This is a genomic window from Bernardetia sp. (assembly GCF_020630935.1).
In the GTDB taxonomy this organism is placed as follows: Bacteria; Bacteroidota; Bacteroidia; order Cytophagales; family Bernardetiaceae; genus Bernardetia.
In genome coordinates this window covers 47388-68611 of sequence record NZ_JAHDIG010000009.1, presented here as the reverse complement: position 1 = coordinate 68611, position 21224 = coordinate 47388, and the positions used below count along the sequence as shown (strand labels likewise).

General features: G+C 33.7%; 9 protein-coding genes. 5 read left to right on the top strand and 4 right to left on the bottom strand.

Translation table 11 applies throughout. The annotated features are described in order from the left end of the window. Positions 1-24: 24 nt before the first annotated feature. Positions 25-600, bottom strand: coding sequence for a TetR/AcrR family transcriptional regulator (locus QZ659_RS04360; RefSeq protein ID WP_291722400.1), 576 nt, complete (start codon positions 598-600; stop codon positions 25-27). A gap of 303 nt (positions 601-903) precedes the next feature. On the opposite strand from QZ659_RS04360, the gene QZ659_RS04355 reads away from it, so the two are divergent. After that, positions 904-4185 (top strand): tetratricopeptide repeat protein, encoded by a 3282-nt coding sequence (locus QZ659_RS04355; RefSeq protein ID WP_291722397.1) that lies wholly within the window; start codon positions 904-906, stop codon positions 4183-4185. A gap of 60 nt (positions 4186-4245) precedes the next feature. Here QZ659_RS04355 and QZ659_RS04350 read toward each other — a convergent pair whose 3' ends face one another. After that, positions 4246-8358: a hypothetical protein gene (locus QZ659_RS04350; RefSeq protein WP_291722394.1), complete on the bottom strand. Its 4113-nt coding sequence runs from the start codon at positions 8356-8358 to the stop codon at positions 4246-4248. Positions 8359-8554: 196 nt separating this feature from the next. On the opposite strand from QZ659_RS04350, the gene QZ659_RS04345 reads away from it, so the two are divergent. After that, a complete protein-coding gene (locus QZ659_RS04345; protein WP_291722391.1) occupies positions 8555-9745 on the top strand; it encodes an ATP-grasp domain-containing protein in 1191 nt (396 codons plus the stop codon). A 64-nt stretch (positions 9746-9809) separates the two neighbouring features. Here QZ659_RS04345 and QZ659_RS04340 read toward each other — a convergent pair whose 3' ends face one another. Together QZ659_RS04340 and QZ659_RS04335 are read right to left on the bottom strand one after the other, a co-directional pair. After that, positions 9810-10307 carry a DUF6252 family protein gene (locus QZ659_RS04340; RefSeq protein ID WP_291722388.1) on the bottom strand — a complete coding sequence of 166 codons (498 nt, stop codon included), beginning with the start codon at positions 10305-10307 and terminating at the stop codon, positions 9810-9812. Positions 10308-10482: 175 nt separating this feature from the next. Next, positions 10483-12855, bottom strand: coding sequence for a two-component regulator propeller domain-containing protein (locus QZ659_RS04335; RefSeq protein WP_291722385.1), 2373 nt, complete (start codon positions 12853-12855; stop codon positions 10483-10485). A 231-nt stretch (positions 12856-13086) separates the two neighbouring features. Here QZ659_RS04335 and QZ659_RS04330 point away from each other — a divergent pair, with 231 nt between their 5' ends. The 3 genes from QZ659_RS04330 to QZ659_RS04320 all read left to right on the top strand — a co-directional run bounded on the left by QZ659_RS04330 (position 13087) and on the right by QZ659_RS04320 (position 21062). Further along, the gene (locus QZ659_RS04330; protein ID WP_291722382.1) at positions 13087-13353 is read left to right on the top strand and encodes a hypothetical protein; all 267 of its coding nucleotides are present in this window, start codon (positions 13087-13089) and stop codon (positions 13351-13353) included. Between the two features lie 459 nt (positions 13354-13812). After that, positions 13813-19113 carry an AAA family ATPase gene (locus QZ659_RS04325; protein ID WP_291722379.1) on the top strand — a complete coding sequence of 1767 codons (5301 nt, stop codon included), beginning with the start codon at positions 13813-13815 and terminating at the stop codon, positions 19111-19113. Positions 19114-19247: 134 nt separating this feature from the next. Beyond that, on the top strand, positions 19248-21062 hold the full coding sequence (locus tag QZ659_RS04320) for an ABC transporter ATP-binding protein (RefSeq protein WP_291722376.1): 1815 nt from the start codon (positions 19248-19250) through the stop codon (positions 21060-21062). Positions 21063-21224 lie beyond the last annotated feature (162 nt).

Below are 21224 nucleotides of genomic sequence, written 5' to 3'. Positions count from 1 at the left end.
CATTATTTTCTTAAAAAAATAGATTTAATTTTTGATAGCGTCCCAAGACATTTTGAACATAGCCTCTAAATGAACTTTTGTTACTTTAAAATTACCTTCTTGATGCAAATTTATCAGTTCGTTGGTAGCTCCCAAAAGCTGACAAACTAAGAGTTCTAAGGGAATATCTTTAATAAGTTGTTCGGCTTTGCCTCTTTCTAAAAGTTGATATACTGGAGAAATAAGAGCTTCTCCTTGTACTTTTGAGTCTTCTTTTATAAAAGGCGAACGGTAATACTGCTCCATGAAAATTGCATATTCTGGTTGTTTCATTCCTACTTCTACTACTCTAAACCACAGCTTTCTGAAATTAGAAACAAAACTATCTGTTTCAGAATAATCCCAAAAATACTGTTTAGTTTGTTCTGTTTTGATATAAAGATAGAGCGCATTGATTAGTTGTTCTTTGTCTTTGAAATAAATATATAAAGTGCCTGTTGCCAGTTTGGCTTCTTTAGCTACCTTACTCATTTTCAGACCAGTAAAGCCATTTTCTAGCACTAACTTTAATGTTGCTTCATAAATTGCTATTACTTTATTTTCATCTTTAGCTCTTGCCATTTTTGATTATAAAATAGTGGGTTGGTTTTAGTTAGATGATGCAAATATAAATGAATTTTTATTCATTAAATAGGTTTTGGGTGAATTTTTATTCATTTATTTTGTTTTTTTGAGTGAAAATTACTTTAGTTCAATTATTGATTGGATAAGTTATATTTACTAGATGAGGTTTTGATAATTTTCAGTAATGAAGATTGTAATTATGGAAAATATTTAACATATTGTAAGAAGATTTTACTACCTACCTAGCTAAAAAACCATTTATGTTTTAATATCTAGTCAGTTTTTTAACTTACTCCTTCTATGTGTATAACACCAAACAGTCATACAGATTTGAAATTCAAAAAAATATTGTTTTGGATTGTATCTTTTGTGGCTTCTGTCGTATTATCTACCAATACGTTTGGACAAAGCATAGAACAACTACAAAAACAGGTTGAAAAAGCAGATTCAGATAGTTTGAAATCACATCTCAAAAATGAGATGGCACGTATCAGTATAGAAGAACAGAACTACGAACGTGGACTTTTATATGCACAACAAGCCTTTAGCTCTGCTCTTCAAGGCAATACTCAAACAGAACTTACTACTAGCATACTTCATTTTGCACATATTTATAGGGGCAAAAATCAGTTTACCAATAGTTTACGTTGGTATTTGCAAGCTCTAAAAAATATAGAAAAATTAGGAAATAGAAAGCTACTAGCAGAAACCTACCAAGAAGTAGGCGAATTTTATCAAGAACAAGAAGTAGAAGGCAAAGCGTTAGAGTATCTTACTAAATCGAATGAAATTTATGGAGAATTAGGTGAAGATGTACACCCCAAGTTACTCTCAAGTATTGCAGATGCTCACTTAGAGCTAAAAAACTACGACCAAGCACTAGCTTATTACACAGCTGTTTTGGAAATTTATAACATCGATAATGATACAGAAGGCAAACTAGAGACTTTTCGTAGCCTTACAGATTTGTATAAAATAATAGGTAATTACCAAAAAGCGTTAGAATACAATACTCAAATTTTGGAAATCCATAAAGCAAAGAAGGATGATAATGGAACAGCCGTTGCTTTAAATAATATTGGTTTTTTGAATAAATTTTTAGGAGATTATGATACTTCTTTAGAGAATTTTAAACAATCTCTCACTTTTAATCCAGCAGATAAGCCTAATACTACCACCCTAACAAATATTGGCGTAATTTATCAGATTAAGGGAGATTATGTAAACTCTTTAAATTATTTTACGCAAGCTCTACAATCAGCTAAAAAAAATGGGAATACAGATGAGGTAGCCCAAGCTTACAATTATTTGGCTGCTATTTACCTTCTTCGTAGGGATTTTCAGAATGCTCGTGCCTACACAGCAGAGGCAATAAAACTGGCAAAGGCAACAAACAACGCAGAAGTTTTGACAACAAGTTATAGAACTATGTCTGAAATCTATCAGCGTCAGAACGACTTTAGAAATGCTTATTCATATTATGGAAGGTATGCAGCCGTTCGTGATTCTCTTTCTCAAAATGAAAAGGAAGAATTGCAAAAGTCTTTGCAGCGTCAAATTGCTTTTGAGAAGAATGAAAAAGAACTCAAACTCCTTTTGGTAGATGAAGAAATTCAAGACCTTGCTTCTAAGAAAAAACAATTAGAGACAGATAAAAAATTGCAAGACCTTGAACTAGAATTGCAAGACAAAACCATACAAGAAGCCAACCTACGAAATGCTAATTTAGAAAGACAAAAAACACAGCAAGCCCTTTTACTTACTCAACAACAGTTGGAAAGTGAGAAAAAAGAACAGGCTATTAAAGATTTAGAGAAAGAACAGGAAATAAAAGACCTTGCTCTCAAACAAGAGCTTTTAGAAAAAGAAAAGCAAAAAGAGGCAATTAAAAACTTAGAACTAGAAAACAAACTCAAAGCAGAGCAAATTGAGAAGAAAAATTTAGCAGAAAAAGAAGAAAGACTCTTACGTTATGTTCTTTATGGTGCGATTGCACTTGCCTTACTGATTGGTTTAATTATTCTTTTTGCATTTTTCCAAAAACAAAAAGCTAACAAACAACTTTCAGAGCAAAATGAACGCATAACCAAACAAAAAGACCAAATCAGCTCACAAAACTTAGCTTTAGAAGAGCAGAAACAAGAAATTTTGGTGCAAAATGAAGAATTAGAACAACAACAAGAAGAAATTTTGTCTCAAAGAGACTACATAGAAAAGAAAAATGCAGAGCTAGAGCAGCAAGCCGTTGTTTTGGTTCAGAAAAACGAAGAAATAGAAGAATCATATCAAAATCTAAATACGCTTTCTGATATTGGTAGAGAAATTACAGCTTCTCTTCATGTAGAAGATATTGCACAAACACTCTATGAAAAAGTAAATCAACTTATGCCAGCAGAGGCTTTTGGCATAGGGATTTATGAACCTGCTGAAAAGCGAATCAAATTTAGAGGTTTTATAGAAAGAGGCGAAGTGTTGCCAGACCATTCCGACTATGTTTCTAATAAAGAACATTTTTCTGTACAGTGTTTAGGAAAGCAGGAAGTTATTTTGATAAACGATTTTGAAAAAGAATACCCTAAAAAGTTTAAGAGTTATGAAGCAACAGCAGGAGAGCTTCCAAGTTCTTTGATTTATCTTCCTTTATCTGTCGAAAACCGTCCGATTGGCGTAATTACAGTTCAAAGTTTTGAAAAAAATGTCTATGACGAACACAAGGTAGCCCTTCTTAGCTCATTGGCATCCTATACAGCAATAGCTATTGATAATGCGAAGGCATACAATACTATTCAGAGTAAGAACAGAAATATCACAGACTCTATTCGTTATGCTCAAACGATTCAGCAAGCTGTTTTGCCTTCTAGTGAAAGAATGACACAGTATTTACCAGACTACTTTGTTCTTTTTCGCCCAAAAGATATTGTTTCTGGAGATTTTTACTGGTTTTCTCATATAGATAATTATACCTTTATCGCTGCTGTGGACTGTACTGGACACGGAGTTCCGGGAGCTTTTATGTCTATGATTGGACACTCTATTTTGAATGAGATTGTCAATGAGAAAAAAATATTTGAGCCTAGTGAAATTTTAGAACAACTCAATCATCAAGTCAGAACAGCCTTAAAACAAGAACGAGAACTAAAAGGAGAAGATGACAGAGCTAATGACGACGGAATGGATATTGCTTTTTGTAGATTGAAAGATAAAGACACTCATACAGAAGTTGCTTTTGCAGGAGCAAAACGTCCACTTATTTATACAAATACTGAACACAAAGAAGCTATTTATCTACGTGGCAACAACAAAACCATTGGAGGTGTGCGAAATAAAGTAAATAAAAAATTTGAAACACAAATTGTAGAGCTACCAAAAGATTCTATGATTTATCTGACAACTGACGGATATGCAGACCAAAATGATACACAACAAGAAAAATTCGGTACGCCAAAGCTGTTAAGATTTTTGAAAGAAATTTCTACCTTAAAACTCTACGAACAAAAAGCAAAAATGGAACAAGCATTAGATGTACATCAAAGAGGAGAAGAGCAGCGAGATGATATTACAATTATTGGTATTAGAGTATAAAAAAAAGGTCTTGAAAATTATAGTTTTCAAGACCTTTTTACTATGTAATTTTATATCTAATTATTTTATCAAAAACTTACCACTCACAAATTCAGATTTGTTTTCCAATTCTATTTTGTAGGTATAAAGAGCTGTTGAAAGAGTGTGAAGAGGAATAACTGTTTTGCTTTGTCCTCTTTCAAGAACTACATCAAATGCCCCCATACTATTTCCATTCATATCATAGATATTGATTTTTGCTTTTGTAGTTTGTTCGACGTTGGCATATAAAGTAGTCTGACCTTGATAATGAGTAATTCCTATTCTGTCTTCTAAGTCAGCTTCTACCATCTTAATAGTAGAATATGAGAAATTACCATCTACGTCTATTTGTTTGATACGATAATACGTTTGGACTTGTAAAGGTTCAAAATCCCAAAACTGATATTTTTTTACAGAAGACGAGTTAATACTACTCGCTTCCATGCCAATTTGTGTGAACTCAATGCCATCGTTAGAGCGTTCTATCATAAAAGATTGATTTTGGGATTCTGAAAGTGTAGCCCATTCTAGGAGTACATTTTTTTGCTCTTTATCATATTTAGCATCAAAAGAAAGCCACGTAACAGGCAGAAGATTTGTAAAGTCAATAGAACCAAGTGTAAAAGGACTAAAGGCAGTAATAGTTTGCGCTGAACGGATACGTCCCTCTGAATTGATAGGTCCTGTACCTCCTGTAATAGAGTTATGAGTATTAACTGCATTACTCTGAAATCCACTTCCAATAAAACCTTGTCCTCTGCTTACCCATTCGTCTCCAACTGGATTAGCTACTTCATCTGTCCAATGTGTTACCACAAGACTAGCTGGGTTAGTAACTAAACTTTCTGCTCCCCAAGAAAGTGTCAATTCGGCATTGGCTGTACCTGATTCTCTGTTAATCATCCAATATTCTAACTGACTTACAAATACCAACGGAGAAATCACAGGATTGTATGTGCCATATCCTGTATCAAAATATTCTGCAAAAAATGTTGTAATACTTCCTCCACTTTGTGTGTGAATAATGGCAGGACGATATATTCCGTTTTTACCAATAGGAAATATAAAATCTTCTATTTTATCAGAGACACGACGAGCTGTTCCTCGTATATGTCTCATTTGGCTTGCGCCCTCATAGGTAGCTTCTTCGGAAAAAGTAACACTGTAAGCAGAATTATTTGAGAAAATATTGCCTGAAATAAATTCTAAATGTCCTCCTCTAATATTTGCTCCATCTACGAAAGTGGTAATAATGGCTTCATTATTTAATGTAACCCCACCTGCTGTGTTTACTCTTACATCAAAGAAACCTTCTACACCTCCTGCTGTCGTTACTATTTGGTTTTGTCCTCCTTCAAAAACTACTAATGATTGTCCTTCTTGAAATGCTACCGTTCCTATTTCATTTGTCCAATCTCCTCTGATATTTATTGTTCCATCTTCTACAAAATCAATTGCATCTTGCATATCTAAAAAACCATTATTTCTTATCAAGAGATTTTCATAAATATCAAGCTTCGAAAGCCTAGAGTCATTTATTCTTAGACTTTGTTCTTCTAAAATAATGTTTTTGACTTCGGCTAAATCATTATATTCATCTGAAAAGAAGGCATTTATATTTATTCTAGCTCCATCAGCAGCAGTAGTGGTCATAATAACATCTTGCCTTCTATTGGGAACGTAGAAATTTTCCCAATTTTGGCAATTAAACCAATTATCGTCATTTGTTCCAGAATTTCCTCCTATCCATTCTATTTCTGCAATGGTATTTGGAGAAACTGTAAATGTGCTAGTAAAAATTATAGTTGGTATATTACGTCCAGTTGCAGAAGCAGGTATATCTGTCCAGTTAGCCATATTGATAATATTAGAAAGAATTTCTCTTTGAGAACCATTACGCAACGCACTTACATCATAATATGAACCTCCTATTGCTGTTGTATGTACAGTATTTAAGCATTTTATATTAGCAGGTGTTCTTGATGTACGAGCAGCAGAAACAGACGCCGAGAAATCAATCCAATCAGAAAGATGTGTCATTCCAAATAATACATAGCCATCAAAGTCTGTTCCTTGAAAACTACCTTGCGTAATAAATATTTGGTCTGGATTAGTAGAACTCACATTTACTCCTCCTGTTTCTGTACCTGTAATTCTTACTCCTTCTAATGTTGAAGTAGGTACAGCCACATTATTAATGCGAATATTAGTTGCAGGATTAGAAATGTTTGCAGGAAGCTCAAAACTAATTGTACTACCAGCAGCTAAAGGAGTGGCTAATTTATAAGTAAATTCCATTATCTTAGTGTCTTGCCACAAATTATCACGTGTATCAGCAGCCGAACCATTTTCATACGTAGCATTAACTACTTGAAAAGTTGTTCCTTGTGTTAGAGTAACTAGATTAGTCAGTATAAACTCATCATCTCCACTGCTTGTATTCACATCCCAGCCCACAATTACTACATCTCCTGGAAAAAGTCTTGTACCCACAAAGCTAGAAACGTTTATCTGAACTTCATTAGAAATAGACGATTTGCCACAAGCAAATTCTGTTTCACAAACTATATAATATGTTCCTGCTGTTTCAAAATAAGGTCTTTCGGTAGGGTCTGCTCCCAAAAAGTTGGTATAAGGTCCTCCAGAAATAGTAGAATATTTCCACCTTCTTGTTTGAATAGAATGAGATTCAGTAGCTGTTAAAATATCTCCATTCTGAAATTCAGTCAAGTTTTGAGTTGCTGTGGGAGAAATAGAGACATTTAGTAAGTCAATCGTAATATCTGTACCATTATCTGCTCCTTCTACATTGGGTACAGAACTAACCACACGAATACGATAATTTGCTCCTTGTGCAGTATTAGCTGGAATAGTAGCTGAAATGTTTTGAGAACCACTATTATCAGAAGCTACTGTACCGATAGAAGTCGGAAAGGCAAAGCTGCCTGTTGCATCAGAAAGTTCGGCTGTAAATATCCCTGTATAAGTTGCCGTAGGAAAATATGTGAAAGGAACAGTTATAGGTTCGCCCTCTGTGGAAGTTACGCAAATAGAAGTTGCAACTGTTCCAGTATTTAGTCCAATAATGGTATGCAAATTTCCAGATGCTGCTGTACCTGTTTTACTATTAGGAGAAGCAAAAACAAAATCTGCTGTGGTAGTATTATCTATACCTACCGTATTATTGAGTGTTGCAGAAGGTGTAATGTCTGCTGTAATAAAGAAGTAGCGAATGCTATTGATAGGAATTGTTTGTGATAAAGAAGAAAAGGTAATAGTTTCTCCATTTCCTGATACAGAACTTGCTGTACCGAGTTGTGTGTCGCCACCAAACAAGCCATCAGTAGAAATCCATAATTTAAAACCATTAGCTGCAATATCAGTGTTGGTATATGTTCCATTAGTTCTTAGCGTTACTTGGTTGAGTGTTGCAACTGCGTCGGTAACAATTGCTCGTGCAGAAAAAATAGGATTTTCTGTACTTCCCCTAGCTATATTTGGATCTCCAGCATCTTGAAATAGTAAATCAATGGAAGCAGGTGTAGTGTTCCAAGAAATGCTAACATTGTCTAAAGCTATTCCATCTCTGCTTCCACCTCCAGAACTTGTATAAGACCACCTAAGATATACTGTTCCTGCTTGATTATCTAGTACAGAAATATCAATATTTGAATAAGGAGTTATTGTTCCCTCTGCTAATGTACCAGAGTTATACAAACCACTAAAAAGAGTTGTAAAACCACTTGTGGGGGAAGTAACACTATACTCTAAATTGAAAGTACAATCTCTGCCTTGCTCTCTTATCTTGATAACATCATAAGAAAGTTGAAGACCAGAAAGCCCAGAAGTATTGTCTATTGCCAAAACAATAGAACTAGGGTCAAAGTTAGAGCCTGAACCAAGCAAACCAATACGAGAGCCATAATTATAATTTGCTCCTGTTGTACTAGAAGCTGTTCCTACAATCATTGTATTATCAATAATTTCTTTGTTATAACTCGTCCAACCAGTAGGATAAGATGTATTGCTCGCTCCAGGAGTTGTATTAAAATCTTGTACATAAGGAGGTGTTGCAGGAAGCGACACAGGAGTTTGACCAAGAGCAAACGTACCACAAACAAAAAATAGAAAAGAAAGTAAAAAGTGTTTCATAATTTTAATGCTATAAAAAAAAGATTCAATAATCTGATTATCAGTGTATTAATTAATTTAAGAGCTAATTTATAAAGATAGTTCAGTATATCGTATATTAGCTCAAATTTATATTTAACTTTTGATGAAATTTTTGATTATTGTATCTTGTCCCCAATAAAAAATCTAAAAAATAACCGAAAACTGCTTTAGTATTTTGAAAAAAAATAGTTTACATACGGTTTGGATAATAGGGAATCGTTCTGATGCCATTGAAACTGCAAAAAAAAATAATTTGCGTGTGGTTCTTCTCTACAATAAAAAATTAAAAAACCATAAAGCTGATACGTTAGAACAAATCTCCTTTATTTGGAGTAAACAAGAATGGATGCATTTTGTTGAAGATTTACTTAAAAAAGAGCCAAAACCTATCGCAATTCTTGCACCAACTGAAAAGTCTGTGCTACCTGCTGCTTGGATAAGTGAACAAATAGTGCCTAACTTCTATACTTCTGAAAAGGTAGCTCTTCACTGTACACACAAGCCAACAATGAAGAAAGTAGCTAAGAAGGCTAATATTCCTTGTGCTGATTTTTTGGAAAATGAAACAGGAGAAAATAAAATCTCTAAACAAGAACTTATAGAAAAACTTGGTTTGCCGATGGCTTTCAAAACCTGTACAGGCTCTGGAAGTAGAGGAGCTTATATTGTCAAATCAGAAAACGAAGTGCCAGCCTTTTTGAAAAAGGGATATATGGCAGAAAGTTTTGTGAAAGGTACAGAGTGTAGCGTAGAGGCTGTGATACAAAATGGAAAAGTATTGTTTCAAAACATTACTGAATATACCGAACCAAAGTTTGCCAACCTTGTTCCTACTACATTTTCAAAGGCAATTCAAGAAAAAATATTTGAATTCAATGAAAAAATAATCAAAGCCTTAGGCGCAAAAAATGGAATTACACATACTGAAGTTTTTATCCAGAATTTAGAGCAAAATAACACAGACAAAATAAATTTAGTTTTTGGAGAGATGGCAATCCGTCCTCCAGGAGGCTACATTATGAACCTTTTAAAACTCTCTTACCAAAAAGATTTTTGGCAGATTTGGCTAGATACTTTTTTAGGAAATAAGGTGGATATGAAAAATATAGAGCCTCATTTTTATAGTGGCTTACGTCTTTTCCATCCAAAGGCTGGTATATTGAAAGCTATCAAAGGAAAAGAATTTGTCAAAGCTATTGAAGAACTAGAAGAATTTACACTTTCTGTAAAAGAAGGTTCAACTATTAAACAACGTGAAGGAACAGGACAAAGTATAGGACACATTGTGATAAAAGGAAAAGACAAGCAAAAAATTAAATCTTTGTTAGAGGAAGTAAAAGAAAAATTGATATTTGAAATCAAGTAAAAAATAAAGCCCTTTCTACATATTTTGTAAAAAGGGCTTTTCTATTAATTAGGAAAAAAATGGATTAATTATATTTCGCTCCATTGATTTTGCCTTCTGTAATTTCTACTGAACTATTGATAGAACAAGTTTTTGTTTTGAATGTTCCTGTAACCGTTTTGTTAGTTTCATCTATTGCTGTAATAACAATTTCACCTCCATCGTTAGAAGCACAAATATTTGAGGCAAATGTACTGCCACCAATAGGAAGTGTACGATAAATAACAGAAGGGACAAGGTTTACTCCACTTGTATCCACAGAAGCATTGAGAGCTTGTGTACCTACTTCTGCTTTAAACGAAATGATAAACGTTCTACCATTGCTGCTTGCTGCAGTAAGTGAGATGTTGTCTCCTGTTTTGATGCCAGAAGATAGAGAAGAAGCATTCCAAGGTTGCCCATCAATAAGAGCAGAAATTACAGCTTCAGGGTTTATTTCATCATCGCCTTTACAAGACCAAAGTGTAAATGTAGAAAGTAGAAGAACTAATAAGAGTGTCGTATTTTTCCAGTTAAATTTCATAAAAGTTTGATTAAGTGAGTAAGAGAATAGAATTGTTGTGTAGATAATGAATGTTTGTGATAATATTGAGTATCGTTTACAAAAATCTAAGCAATCTAAAATCAAAATTCTTAAAAGAATATAAAGATACAATAATTTATATTGGTCTATACGCTTAATATTCACAAAATGCTGCTTATTCTATAAAAATAATTTTTCCAACAAAACCTTCACTTCCATCTCTGTTTGCCACATATACTAAATACACTCCACTTTTAGCTCTTACATTGTTATAATCTGTTCCATTCCAAGTAGCTGTACCTCCAAAAGAGTCGGTTTCATATACCAGTCTGCCACTAATATCTGTAATTTTTACATTGGCGTCTCCAGTAAGTCCTTCTATGGCAACTACTCCATTGAAATTGGGCTGAACAGGATTAGGAAATATTTTTACACTAGAAAAATCTGTCTTTGCTGCTGTGGCTGTTCCACGATACGAAATAATTCCGTTGGGCGTAGCAAAAAACACTTCTCCTGTTTCATCTTGCACTACAATGTCTAAAATCTGATTGCTAAAAAGTGGGCTGTTTTCTGCTGTAAAGTGCAAAAACTGCTTGGAAGCATCTTCTGAAAAAAGCCATACTCCATTGGTAGTACCAAACCATTTTCTATTTCCACCATCTAAGGCAATAGTAGTAATGGTTTCGTCTCTTAAAAGCTGTCTGGATTCGAAAAATACATCTCTAGCATTCAAATCTTGACTTTGGAAAATTCCAAAAATATCAGAAAATGTACGTACACTAGCATTTGCTTCGGCTGGAGTTCCTATCCACATCACGCCGTTTTGGTCAGATTGTAAGGCTCTTATATCATTAGAAGCTAAATTTCCAGCATTAACAGATTCTATCAAAATGGTATTCTCTTCATTTTCATTAAAAACCAAAATTCCACCTTGCACTAGAGGACTAAGGCTTGCCCAAACATTGTTATTCTCATCAATTTCAATGGATAATGGAAAAGTAGTGCGGGTTTGATTAAATCTAAAGCCTTTCCAAGCAGCTAGTCCGTCGTTGCCAACTTGTTTTCTAAAATAAGCATCTTCTCTTAAAGTACTGGCAGAAAGAGCTACCCAAAGGTTACCCAAATTATCTGTTTCAACATCAATGACTCTGTTATGAGGCAAGGGAGAATTAGACGAATCCAAAACTGAAAAACTATCATCACTTAAATCCCAAACTAAAATTCCATCTTGTATTGAAGCAAAATACACTCTGTTTTCGATTTCTGAATAAGTAGCACCTACTAAATCTCTCACATTAGGAATGGTTTGGCTCGTAATATCTTTATTTTCGGCGTTGTAGTTTGTCCACTCTCCATTTTCAAAAACATAAAAACCTGTGGTTCGGTTCAGAGGACGAAAAGGTCGCTCATACCCTCCTGAAAAAGCAATAATTTTTCCTTGTGCTTGAACAAAACCCCAAGCATTTTGATTGTATGTTCCAGAAGGAAATAAGGAAACAAAATTACCAGTAGTGTTGGTAACTAATCCTGCTCGGTTGTCTGCTACCCAAAGTGTACCATTTTCAGAAATTGCTTGACGAGGAGCTTTTAGTAGTTCATTTTCTATTTTTTCTACTTGAAATGACGAAGATGTCGCTTCTACTCTGAAAAGTCCTGCCTCTGATGAAACAAAAACACTTGTTAAATTTATTTTATCTTCACTAATATCATACACGTTTGTAGTTGGTATCTGTCCTAAAGCGTTGCTTGTTCCATTATAACTAAAAACACCTTCATTCTGAATAGAAAAAAATACCGTTGAGTTTGTTGAAGCAATCGCTTCTACTATTTTGTTTTGTGTGGATGGTAGTGTTTGCCAGTTCCTAAAGTCATTTGGATTATTTGAGCTATTGAAAGAAATATAACGTACACCTTTTTCAGTAGCTGCATAGATAGTATTGTCTTGAATAGTTGTCGCAAAAACTTTAATTTGTTCTCCATTTTCTCCTAAATTTTGATAGGAGTTTCTGATGCGTTTGTTGGCAGAGTTTTCTACATCTATTTCTAAAATACCTGCATTTGTGCTTATCCAAACTACATTCTGAAAATAGTGAGTATGATAAATTTCTTTGTCTAAAATGGCTGCATCTTCAAAAAAAACAGGAAAATTCTTGATTTGGTTATCAGACAAAAAATCTATATTTCCATTCTGATAAGCTACCAAAATCTCGTCTGTGTTAGGTAGATACTCTAAGGCTGAAATACCGATGTCTGAAAGACCATCTATTCTTGAAACTACTTCTAGGCTTTGAAATTCTTTATCATAGAAAAAGAGACCATTTTGAGAGGCTACATATACTTTATTTTCGCTTGCAGCCACTGTTTGAGCATCAAAATAGGTAAGATGAGTACGCCATTCTCCAATAGCAATATTATCTTCATTTTGTGCAATGACAGAACTGGATAAAAAAAAGATAGAGTAAATCGTAAAGAATGTGAATAAAAACGTTGATTGATTGGAAATGAAGCATTTTTTGAGTTTAAAAAGCTGATTTTTTATACTTTTCATATTTTTTATATCACTTTACGGATAAAATTTTTACAATATTGAATACATATTTATTCACGCTTCAAAAAAACAAAATTAATTTTAATTAATCTTTGGTTTTCTAATTTTTTAAGTATTATTTTGTGCCTTTGATTGTCAAATGTTATGCAAGGTGCAATACTTCTGCACAATCAAAACTTACTAACTTTTTTAAGTTCTCTAAACGAACGACTCTTATTAAATAGAAAAAACATGAAAACTCTTAAAACTATTGCATTTGCTTCTCTTGTTGCATTTTCTACTTTAGCATTTACTTCTTGTGGGGGCTCAAATGCAGGTGGTGAAGCTACTGCTGATACAGTTTCTACTGAAGACTTACTTCAAGATGCAGAAGATGCTTCTGAAAACATGATGGAAGCTACTGGTGAAGCACTTGATTCTATTGCTACTGATGTAGAGGCTACTGTAGATTCTACAGAAGCTGCTGTTGAAGAAGCAACTGATGGCGACGGTATGTAAGAACTGACTTTTATAGAAAGTCTATTTTTTATTAAAAAACAAAAGGCTATTACTCAAAAAGTAATAGCCTTTTTTGGTGTTGAATGATATATTGAGACTGGATTATTACTACAATTTTTCTTAAAATAAACTTACTTTTTAGAATAAAAGCCATCTGAATGAGTACCAATATACCAAGCATGAAAGGTAGTAAGTTCAGACTAATTCAGTTTAGCAATATCAGCATAATTTTTTGAGTAATCTAGCTTGAAAAAGCTATTTTTTTCCTTGTTTGTTTAGTAGAGTTATTCTATTACACTGCTTTTTCCTTCAAAGCGAAGTTTCATAACATGTTTTAGCCTTTTTAATCGAAATAGATAAATTGTATAGAAAAAAACGTAAATAAAGAATATTTTTATGCAGGAAAAATGGTATATTCAGACTTCCCCAACTTATGCAAAATAATATTTACTACTACTTATGAATAATATTTTCCCCTTTGCTACTGATGTCAGAGAAATACATGTCGGACAGATGACAATTGTCTATGAAGGAATACACAAAGAACTAAATAAGAAGGTAGCTATTAAAGTTTTGAGAGACAGTATGCCGTCTTTGAGAGACATTGCTAAATTTAAAGAAGAACACGCCCTAACTCAAAATATAAAATCAGATGCTATACGTAAATCAATAAGGCAGCTTAGAATAGATGACCGACATATTTTAATATTAAATTATATAGATGGACAGTCTTTGAAAGAGTATCAGCAAACCAATAAACTTTCATTAGAAGATAGTTTGAGCATTGCTATACATACTACGATGGCATTACAAGAAGTGCATCAGGCTAATGTAATTCATAAAGATATAAATCCAAAAAACATCATTATAGGAAAAGATAAGTGTGTTTATATTATTGACTTTGGTATTGCTTCAACGTTTAAGAGACAGAAGCAAAATGCTGAAGTAACCAATGCTATGGAAGGTACAATTATGTATATTTCTCCAGAGCAAACAGGAAGAGTAAACCGTTCGATAGATGTTCGTACAGATTTGTATTCTTTAGGTATAACACTCTATGAGCTTTTCACTGGCAAACTCCCTTTCGAATCGTTAGATATAATGGAATTGGTACACTCACATATTGCACTCACTCCAGCTCTAGCTCATACAAAAAACACGAATATTCCTCCTATTCTCTCCAAGATATTAGAAAAACTATTACGTAAAAATGCAGAAGCAAGATACCAAACTGCTTTTGGGTTACAAAAAGATTTAGAACGGCTTTCTAAGGCACTTAAAGAAGGTAAAGAAAAAATAGATTTTCAGTTAGGGACAAACGATATTACAACCAACTTTCAGATTCCAGAAAAACTTTATGGAAGAGAAAAAGAAATTGAAAAACTAAGCAAAATATTTGATAAGGTAAGCTATGGAGCAAGTCATTTAGTTCTTTTAGGAGGATACTCAGGCATTGGAAAAACGGCTATAGTAAATGAACTCTATAAATCTATCACTCAAAAAAGAGGATATTTTGTAAAAGGAAAATTTGACCAATTTCAGCGAGATGCTCCTTACAGTGCAATTATTGAGAGTTTTAAAAGTTTCATTCAGCAAATCTTGACCGAATCGCAAGAACGAATCAAGAGATGGGAACAAAAAATAAAAATTGCATTAGGCATAAATGGAGGTGTTTTGACAGAAGTAATTCCTTCTTTAGAACTTATTATAGGCAAACAAAATCCAGTACCAAAGCTAGGACCAAGTGAAACTCAGAATCGTTTTAACTTAGTAATTCAGAACTTTGTAAGGGCAATAAGTAAACAGGAACACCCATTAGTTATTTTTATTGACGATTGGCAGTGGGCAGATAGTGGAAGTTTGAGTTTGTTAGAACTTCTCATGACTGATACTAATAATACGCATTTAATGCTCATCGGAACATATAGAGACAACGAAGTAGATACCTCACACCCCTTTTCTATAAAAGTTGGAGAGCTAGAAAATGATAATGTATCTATGACAAAGATAATATTACAACCTCTCAGCTTTGAGAATATTGCTACACTTGTAAACGAAACACTCAATCAACAAAGCGAAGGTAGTTATGACCTAACCAAGATAATTTACCAAAAAACGCAAGGAAATCCGTTTTTTACCAACCAGTTTTTGGAAATGCTCTACGACCAACACCTCATAGAGTTCAATAAAAAGAAAAAAGAATGGACATGGAATATTGATAAGATAAAAGAAAGAGACAGTACAGACAATGTAGTAGAACTCATGTCTCAAAAAATAAAGCAATTAGATAAAAAAACACAGGAGATACTAAAATATGCTTCTTGTGTGGGAGGCAAGTTTGATATTCACATGGTGGCTAGTGTTGCAGAATATTCTTTAAAAGAAACGGTAGATAGGCTTACTCCTGCTCTTCAAGAAGGCTTGATTTATTCAGAAAATGATAGCTACAAAGGAATTGATGAAACAACAGAAAATGCTCAAATAGCTTTTTATTTTCTACACGATAGAGTTCAGCAGGCAGCGTATTCTCTTATGAAAGAAGAAGAGCAAAAAGAAGCAAGTCTGAAAATTGCTCGTTTTGTCTATTACCAAAGAGATGAAGAGTATGTCAATGAATGGATTTGTGATGTTGCTAACTACTACAACGAAGGAATAGATTTAATAGAAGAAGAGAAAGAAATAAAAGAGCTTGTTCGTGTAAATCTTAGGGCAGCACGCAAAGCCAAACAATCATTGGCTTATCTTCCTGCTATTGCTTATCTGCAAACAGCTATTTCATTGTTGGATAAGAATGCTTGGAAAAATCAACGAAACCAAACTTTTGAAATATATAGTCTGTTAGCTGACTGCTTATTTTTAAAAGCAAAGAAAAAAGAAGCTGATAAAATTTTTAATCTACTATTAGAAAAATCTGAATCTAAACTAGAGAAAGTAAGAATTTATAATACTCAAATTTTACTTTTAGAAAGCTCCTTTAAATTTAATGATGCCATCGAATTAGCTAGGAAAGCTCTTGCTATTTTAGATATTGAACTCCCTCAAGAAGAAAATGAAAAAACAGCGGTTTTTCAAAAAGAAACAGCATATATTAGTGAAATTTTAGATAAAAATGGAGGAATAGGGTTTTTAGAAACTCTGCCTATTATGCAGAATAAAGAGCTAAAAGAAGCTGTTAAGATTCTTTATCTAACTTGGACTTCCTGTTATATGGTTGGAGATATGAGTCTCGTTTTATTAACATCTGCAAAAATGATTACTTTAGCCATCCAACATGGAAATACAGCAGAAACAGGGTGGGCATATACGGCGTATGCCACATTTGTATCTTCTGGAATGGGAGAATATAAACTAGGATACGATTTAGGGCAACTATCTCTCAAACTTAATGACAAATTTGAGGATTTGCGTACGAAAGGACCTATAAATCACCTTATTGGAGTATTTATTCATCATTGGAGAAAGCCTGTAAGAGAAGGGTTACACTATTTGAAAACTGGATTTGAAGCAAGTGTTGCTGCAGGAAACTATGGCTATGCAGGCTATGCACATTGTGTTTTGGCAAGGCATCAAGTATTATCAGGTATTAATTTAGAAAAAATAGCCTTAGATATAGATACAAACACAGCCATCCAGCATAGTATAAAAAATCATGGGGTAGCACAGCTTGGTGTTGTGGTAAATGCCTATGTCAAAAACTTGATGGGATTAAGCAAAACTTCTGATAGTTTTGATAATGATGAATTTAATGAAAAAACTTATTTAGAGGGGTACAAAGAGCTTCCAATAGGAGCAGCAGTTTATGAGCCACTAAAAGCTAGAATGTACCTCTATCAAGAAGACTATCAAAAGGCTCTGACACACTCTCAAGCTGCCATTCCTCTCATGATAGCTCTCTTTGGTTCTGAATGGAACTGGTTTCATAACAATAATTATAGCCTTGCGCTTTGTGGTCTTATTATTCAAGAACCAAATCATCCAAAAAAGGAAGAGTATTTAGACATAATAGCAACTAACCAAAATCAAATGAAAATTTGGATGGAAAACTGTCCTGAAAATTTTACTCATTTATATTTTATGGTGGAAGCACAATTAGCTCAAATACAGCAAGATATTGTTTCAGCAATGAAGTTTTATGATAAGGCAATACTTGCTGCTCAACAAAATCAGTTTGTACATGACGAAGCACTTGTCAATGAGCTTGCAGGAAAATTTTATTTGAGTTTGGACAAGAAAGATTTTGCAAGAATCTATATTCAAAAAGCTGATTATTTATATAGGATGTGGGGAGCTAACAAGAAAGTTTCTCTACTAGAGAAACAATATCGATTATTGTTGGATGGTCAAAGAAAAGCAAGTGGCTTTTCACGTGATTCTACTATTGGAGCTACTGTTATTTCTTCATATAGCACATCTAGTTCTAAGGGAACATCTATCGGAACGGCATTGGATATAAATACTATTTTAAAGGCTAGTCAAGCCATTTCTAGTGAAATAAAACTAGAAAATCTGCTTTCTAAGATGATTCATATTATTGTAGAAAATGCTGGTGCAGAAAAGGGTTATCTCATTTTGAAAAAAGATACAGGATTTCAAATTGATGCCTATTACTCACTTGCTGATAATATAACTCAAGTGATGCAATCTGAGCCTGTTCAAGATAGCAATACGCTAGCTTCCACAGTTTTGAATTATGTTATTCGCACAAAAGAAGCTATTATTTTAGATAACGCATATCAGAATGCTACTTTTAAGCAAGACAGTTACATAAAAGAACACACAGTAAGGTCATTACTTTGCATGCCTATCATGAAGCAAGGAGAAGTTCTAGCATTATTGTATTTGGAGAACAACCATTCTCATACTATTTTTAACAAAGAGCGATTAAACTTATTAAATCTACTTTCTTCCCAAATTGCTGTTTCGATTGATAATGCCTTAGTTTATGAAAATCTTGAAACTATTGTAGATGAGCGAACAACTGAACTCAAACATTCACAAGAGCGCATTACATCAAGTATTCGTTATGCTGAAACAATTCAAAAAGCTATTTTCCCAGCCAAAATAGAACTAAAATCACACTTTACTGATGCATTTGTCCTTTTCCAACCCAAAGATATTGTAAGTGGAGATTTTTACTGGATAACAAAAGTAAAAGATGAAATTCTTGTGGCTGTGGTAGATTGTACAGGACATGGCGTACCAGGTGCATTTATGTCCATGATTGGAAATACACTACTCAATGAGATGGTTTTACAAAAAAATATTACCCAGCCCTCACGAATCATTGAAGCTCTACATATCGGAGTTAGAAAGGCTTTACGCCAAACTACTACTAATAATAGAGATGGTATGGATATGGTGCTTATCAAAGCAAAATATTTAGAGAATGGAAAAGTAGATATTGAGAGTGCTGCTGCCAAACGTTCGTTGTGGTACACACAAGAAGGGGAATTTTTAGTTATCAAAGGAGACAGACGCTCAGTAGGTGGAGTACAAAGAGAAAGCAAGCGTAAATTTTCACACCACAAATTACAACTCAATAAAGGAGAGTGTTTATATCTTTTTAGTGATGGCTTTCCAGACCAATCTGATGAAAAACTTAATAAGTATGGAACTAGAGAACTAATCAAACTATTAGAATCAATCTCAAAAATAACACCTCTGAAACAACAGAAAAAGATAATACTAGATAGTTTATATCATCACATGGGAAGTGCAGAACAGAGAGATGATATTACACTTATCGGTATCAAATTGTAAGTTTCTGTCCTAACTTTACATTGGAAATAGGGGATATGAATTGTTAAAAAAACCTATTGCAATACGAGTTCGTTGTAGCAAAATCAAGTGAGATATGTAACTTGCAGAATGTACTCTATTTCCACTACTTTTTTATGGCAAATTTAGAAAAATCTACTCCCAAAGGAGAAATATTTGATTGGAAAATACTCAAACGTATTTTTGTTTTTGTAAAGCCCTACCAAGGCTATTTTTATTTTATAATTTTTCTTACTGTTTTGTTGGGCGTAATTGCGCCTATTCGTCCCTATCTTATCAAACTTACTGTTGATGATTATATTCTTCAAAGCAACTGGGAAGGGCTAAATCTTATGCTCATTCTGCTTATTGCTTCTGCTATTTTACAAGTAGGTGTGGAATTTATTCATAGCTATCTTTCAGGGTGGTTAGGGCAAAATGTAGTGCGTGATATTCGTATGCAAGTCTATAATCATTTGATGGAAATGAAACTCTCATTTTATGACAAAACACCTATTGGTAGGCTCGTAACACGTACGATTTCAGATATAGAAACACTTTCTAATATTTTTACACAAGGCATTGCCAATATTTTAGGAGATATTCTACAACTTACTTTTATCTTGATAGCAATGCTCTATTTAGACTGGAAACTAACTTTAGTTACACTTTCAGTTTTGCCTTTCCTGCTTATCGGAACATATATTTTTAAGGAAAAAGTAAAAGAATCGTTCAACGATGTTCGTACAGCCGTTTCCAATCTCAATTCATTCGTACAAGAACACGTTACAGGAATGGCAATTGTTCAGATTTTTAATAGCGAAAAAAGAGAATACAAAAAATTTGAAGCCATCAATAAAGAACATCGAAAAGCCAATGTAAAAACAGTTTTATATTATTCACTTTATTTTCCTTTGGCTGAAATTGTAGGAGCAGCAGGAACAGGTTTAGTGGTCTGGTACGGAGCTTCTAGTGTGTTGGGTGAGCGCATAGAGTTAGGAACACTGATTGCTTTTATTCTGTTTTTATCGATGTTTTTCCGTCCTGTTAGACAGCTTGCTGACCGTTTTAATACGCTTCAATTAGGAATTGTGAGTTCAGACAGAATTTTAAAACTCTTAGATGATAATAGCACTATCCAACACAACGGAACTTATTTTGCCAAGCATTTAAAAGGGAATATTCGTTTTGAAGAAGTTTGGTTTGCCTACAATATGGACAGCACTAAAAACAAAGAAGTGGAGGAGAAAGTAAAACCAGAGTGGGTTTTGAAGGATATTTCATTTGAAGTAAAACAAGGGCAAACGGTGGCAATGGTAGGAGCAACAGGCGCAGGAAAATCGTCTATTATCAATCTTTTAAATAAATTTTATGAAATTCAGAAAGGAGATATTTTCATAGATGATAGAAATTTGGAAGACTATGACTTAAGCTCTTTAAGAGGACATATTGGCGTTGTTTTGCAAGATGTATTTCTATTCTCTGGAACTATCATAGATAATATTACTCTGCGTAATCCAGATATTTCTTTAGAAAAAGTCAAAGAAGCTGCTCAGCTTGTAGGTGCAAAAGAATTTATCGAAAAATTGCCCAACGGATTTTACTACAATGTACAAGAACGAGGCGCAACCCTTTCCGTAGGACAACGACAACTGATTTCCTTTGTTCGTGCGATGGTCTATAACCCTCAAATATTGATTTTAGATGAAGCTACTTCTTCTGTAGATTCAGAAACAGAGGAACTTATTCAAAATGCCATTGAAAAAATGATGGAAGGCAGAACAGCTATCGTCATCGCACACCGATTAGCAACTATTCAAAAAGCTGACAAAATTATGGTTTTGGATAAAGGAGAAATAAAAGAAAGTGGCTCACACGAAGAACTCCTAAAACTAGGTGGTTATTACAACACACTCTACGAAATGCAGTTTTTACAAGCCGAAAAGGGATAATATGTTTTTTCTATAAAAGCGATTCAGTAAGAAATAGATTTTCCTCAAAAAAATCCAAAATATATTTGATTTCCGTCTAAATTCTCTAATTTTGCAAGTGAATTGATAAAATGTTCTCTATTAACTCGTTATTGACACTATTATACTACTTTTACACAACTG

Excerpts from the sequence above, each read along its gene's own strand:
- QZ659_RS04360 (WP_291722400.1), bottom strand. The coding sequence starts at position 600 with ATGGCAAGAGCTAAAGATGAAAATAAAGTAATAGCAATTTATGAAGCA.
- QZ659_RS04355 (WP_291722397.1), top strand. The coding sequence starts at position 904 with ATGTGTATAACACCAAACAGTCATACAGATTTGAAATTCAAAAAAATA.
- QZ659_RS04350 (WP_291722394.1), bottom strand. The coding sequence starts at position 8,358 with ATGAAACACTTTTTACTTTCTTTTCTATTTTTTGTTTGTGGTACGTTT.
- QZ659_RS04340 (WP_291722388.1), bottom strand. The coding sequence starts at position 10,307 with ATGAAATTTAACTGGAAAAATACGACACTCTTATTAGTTCTTCTACTT.
- QZ659_RS04335 (WP_291722385.1), bottom strand. The coding sequence starts at position 12,855 with ATGAAAAGTATAAAAAATCAGCTTTTTAAACTCAAAAAATGCTTCATT.
- QZ659_RS04330 (WP_291722382.1), top strand. The coding sequence starts at position 13,087 with ATGAAAACTCTTAAAACTATTGCATTTGCTTCTCTTGTTGCATTTTCT.
- QZ659_RS04325 (WP_291722379.1), top strand. The coding sequence starts at position 13,813 with ATGAATAATATTTTCCCCTTTGCTACTGATGTCAGAGAAATACATGTC.
- QZ659_RS04320 (WP_291722376.1), top strand. The coding sequence starts at position 19,248 with ATGGCAAATTTAGAAAAATCTACTCCCAAAGGAGAAATATTTGATTGG.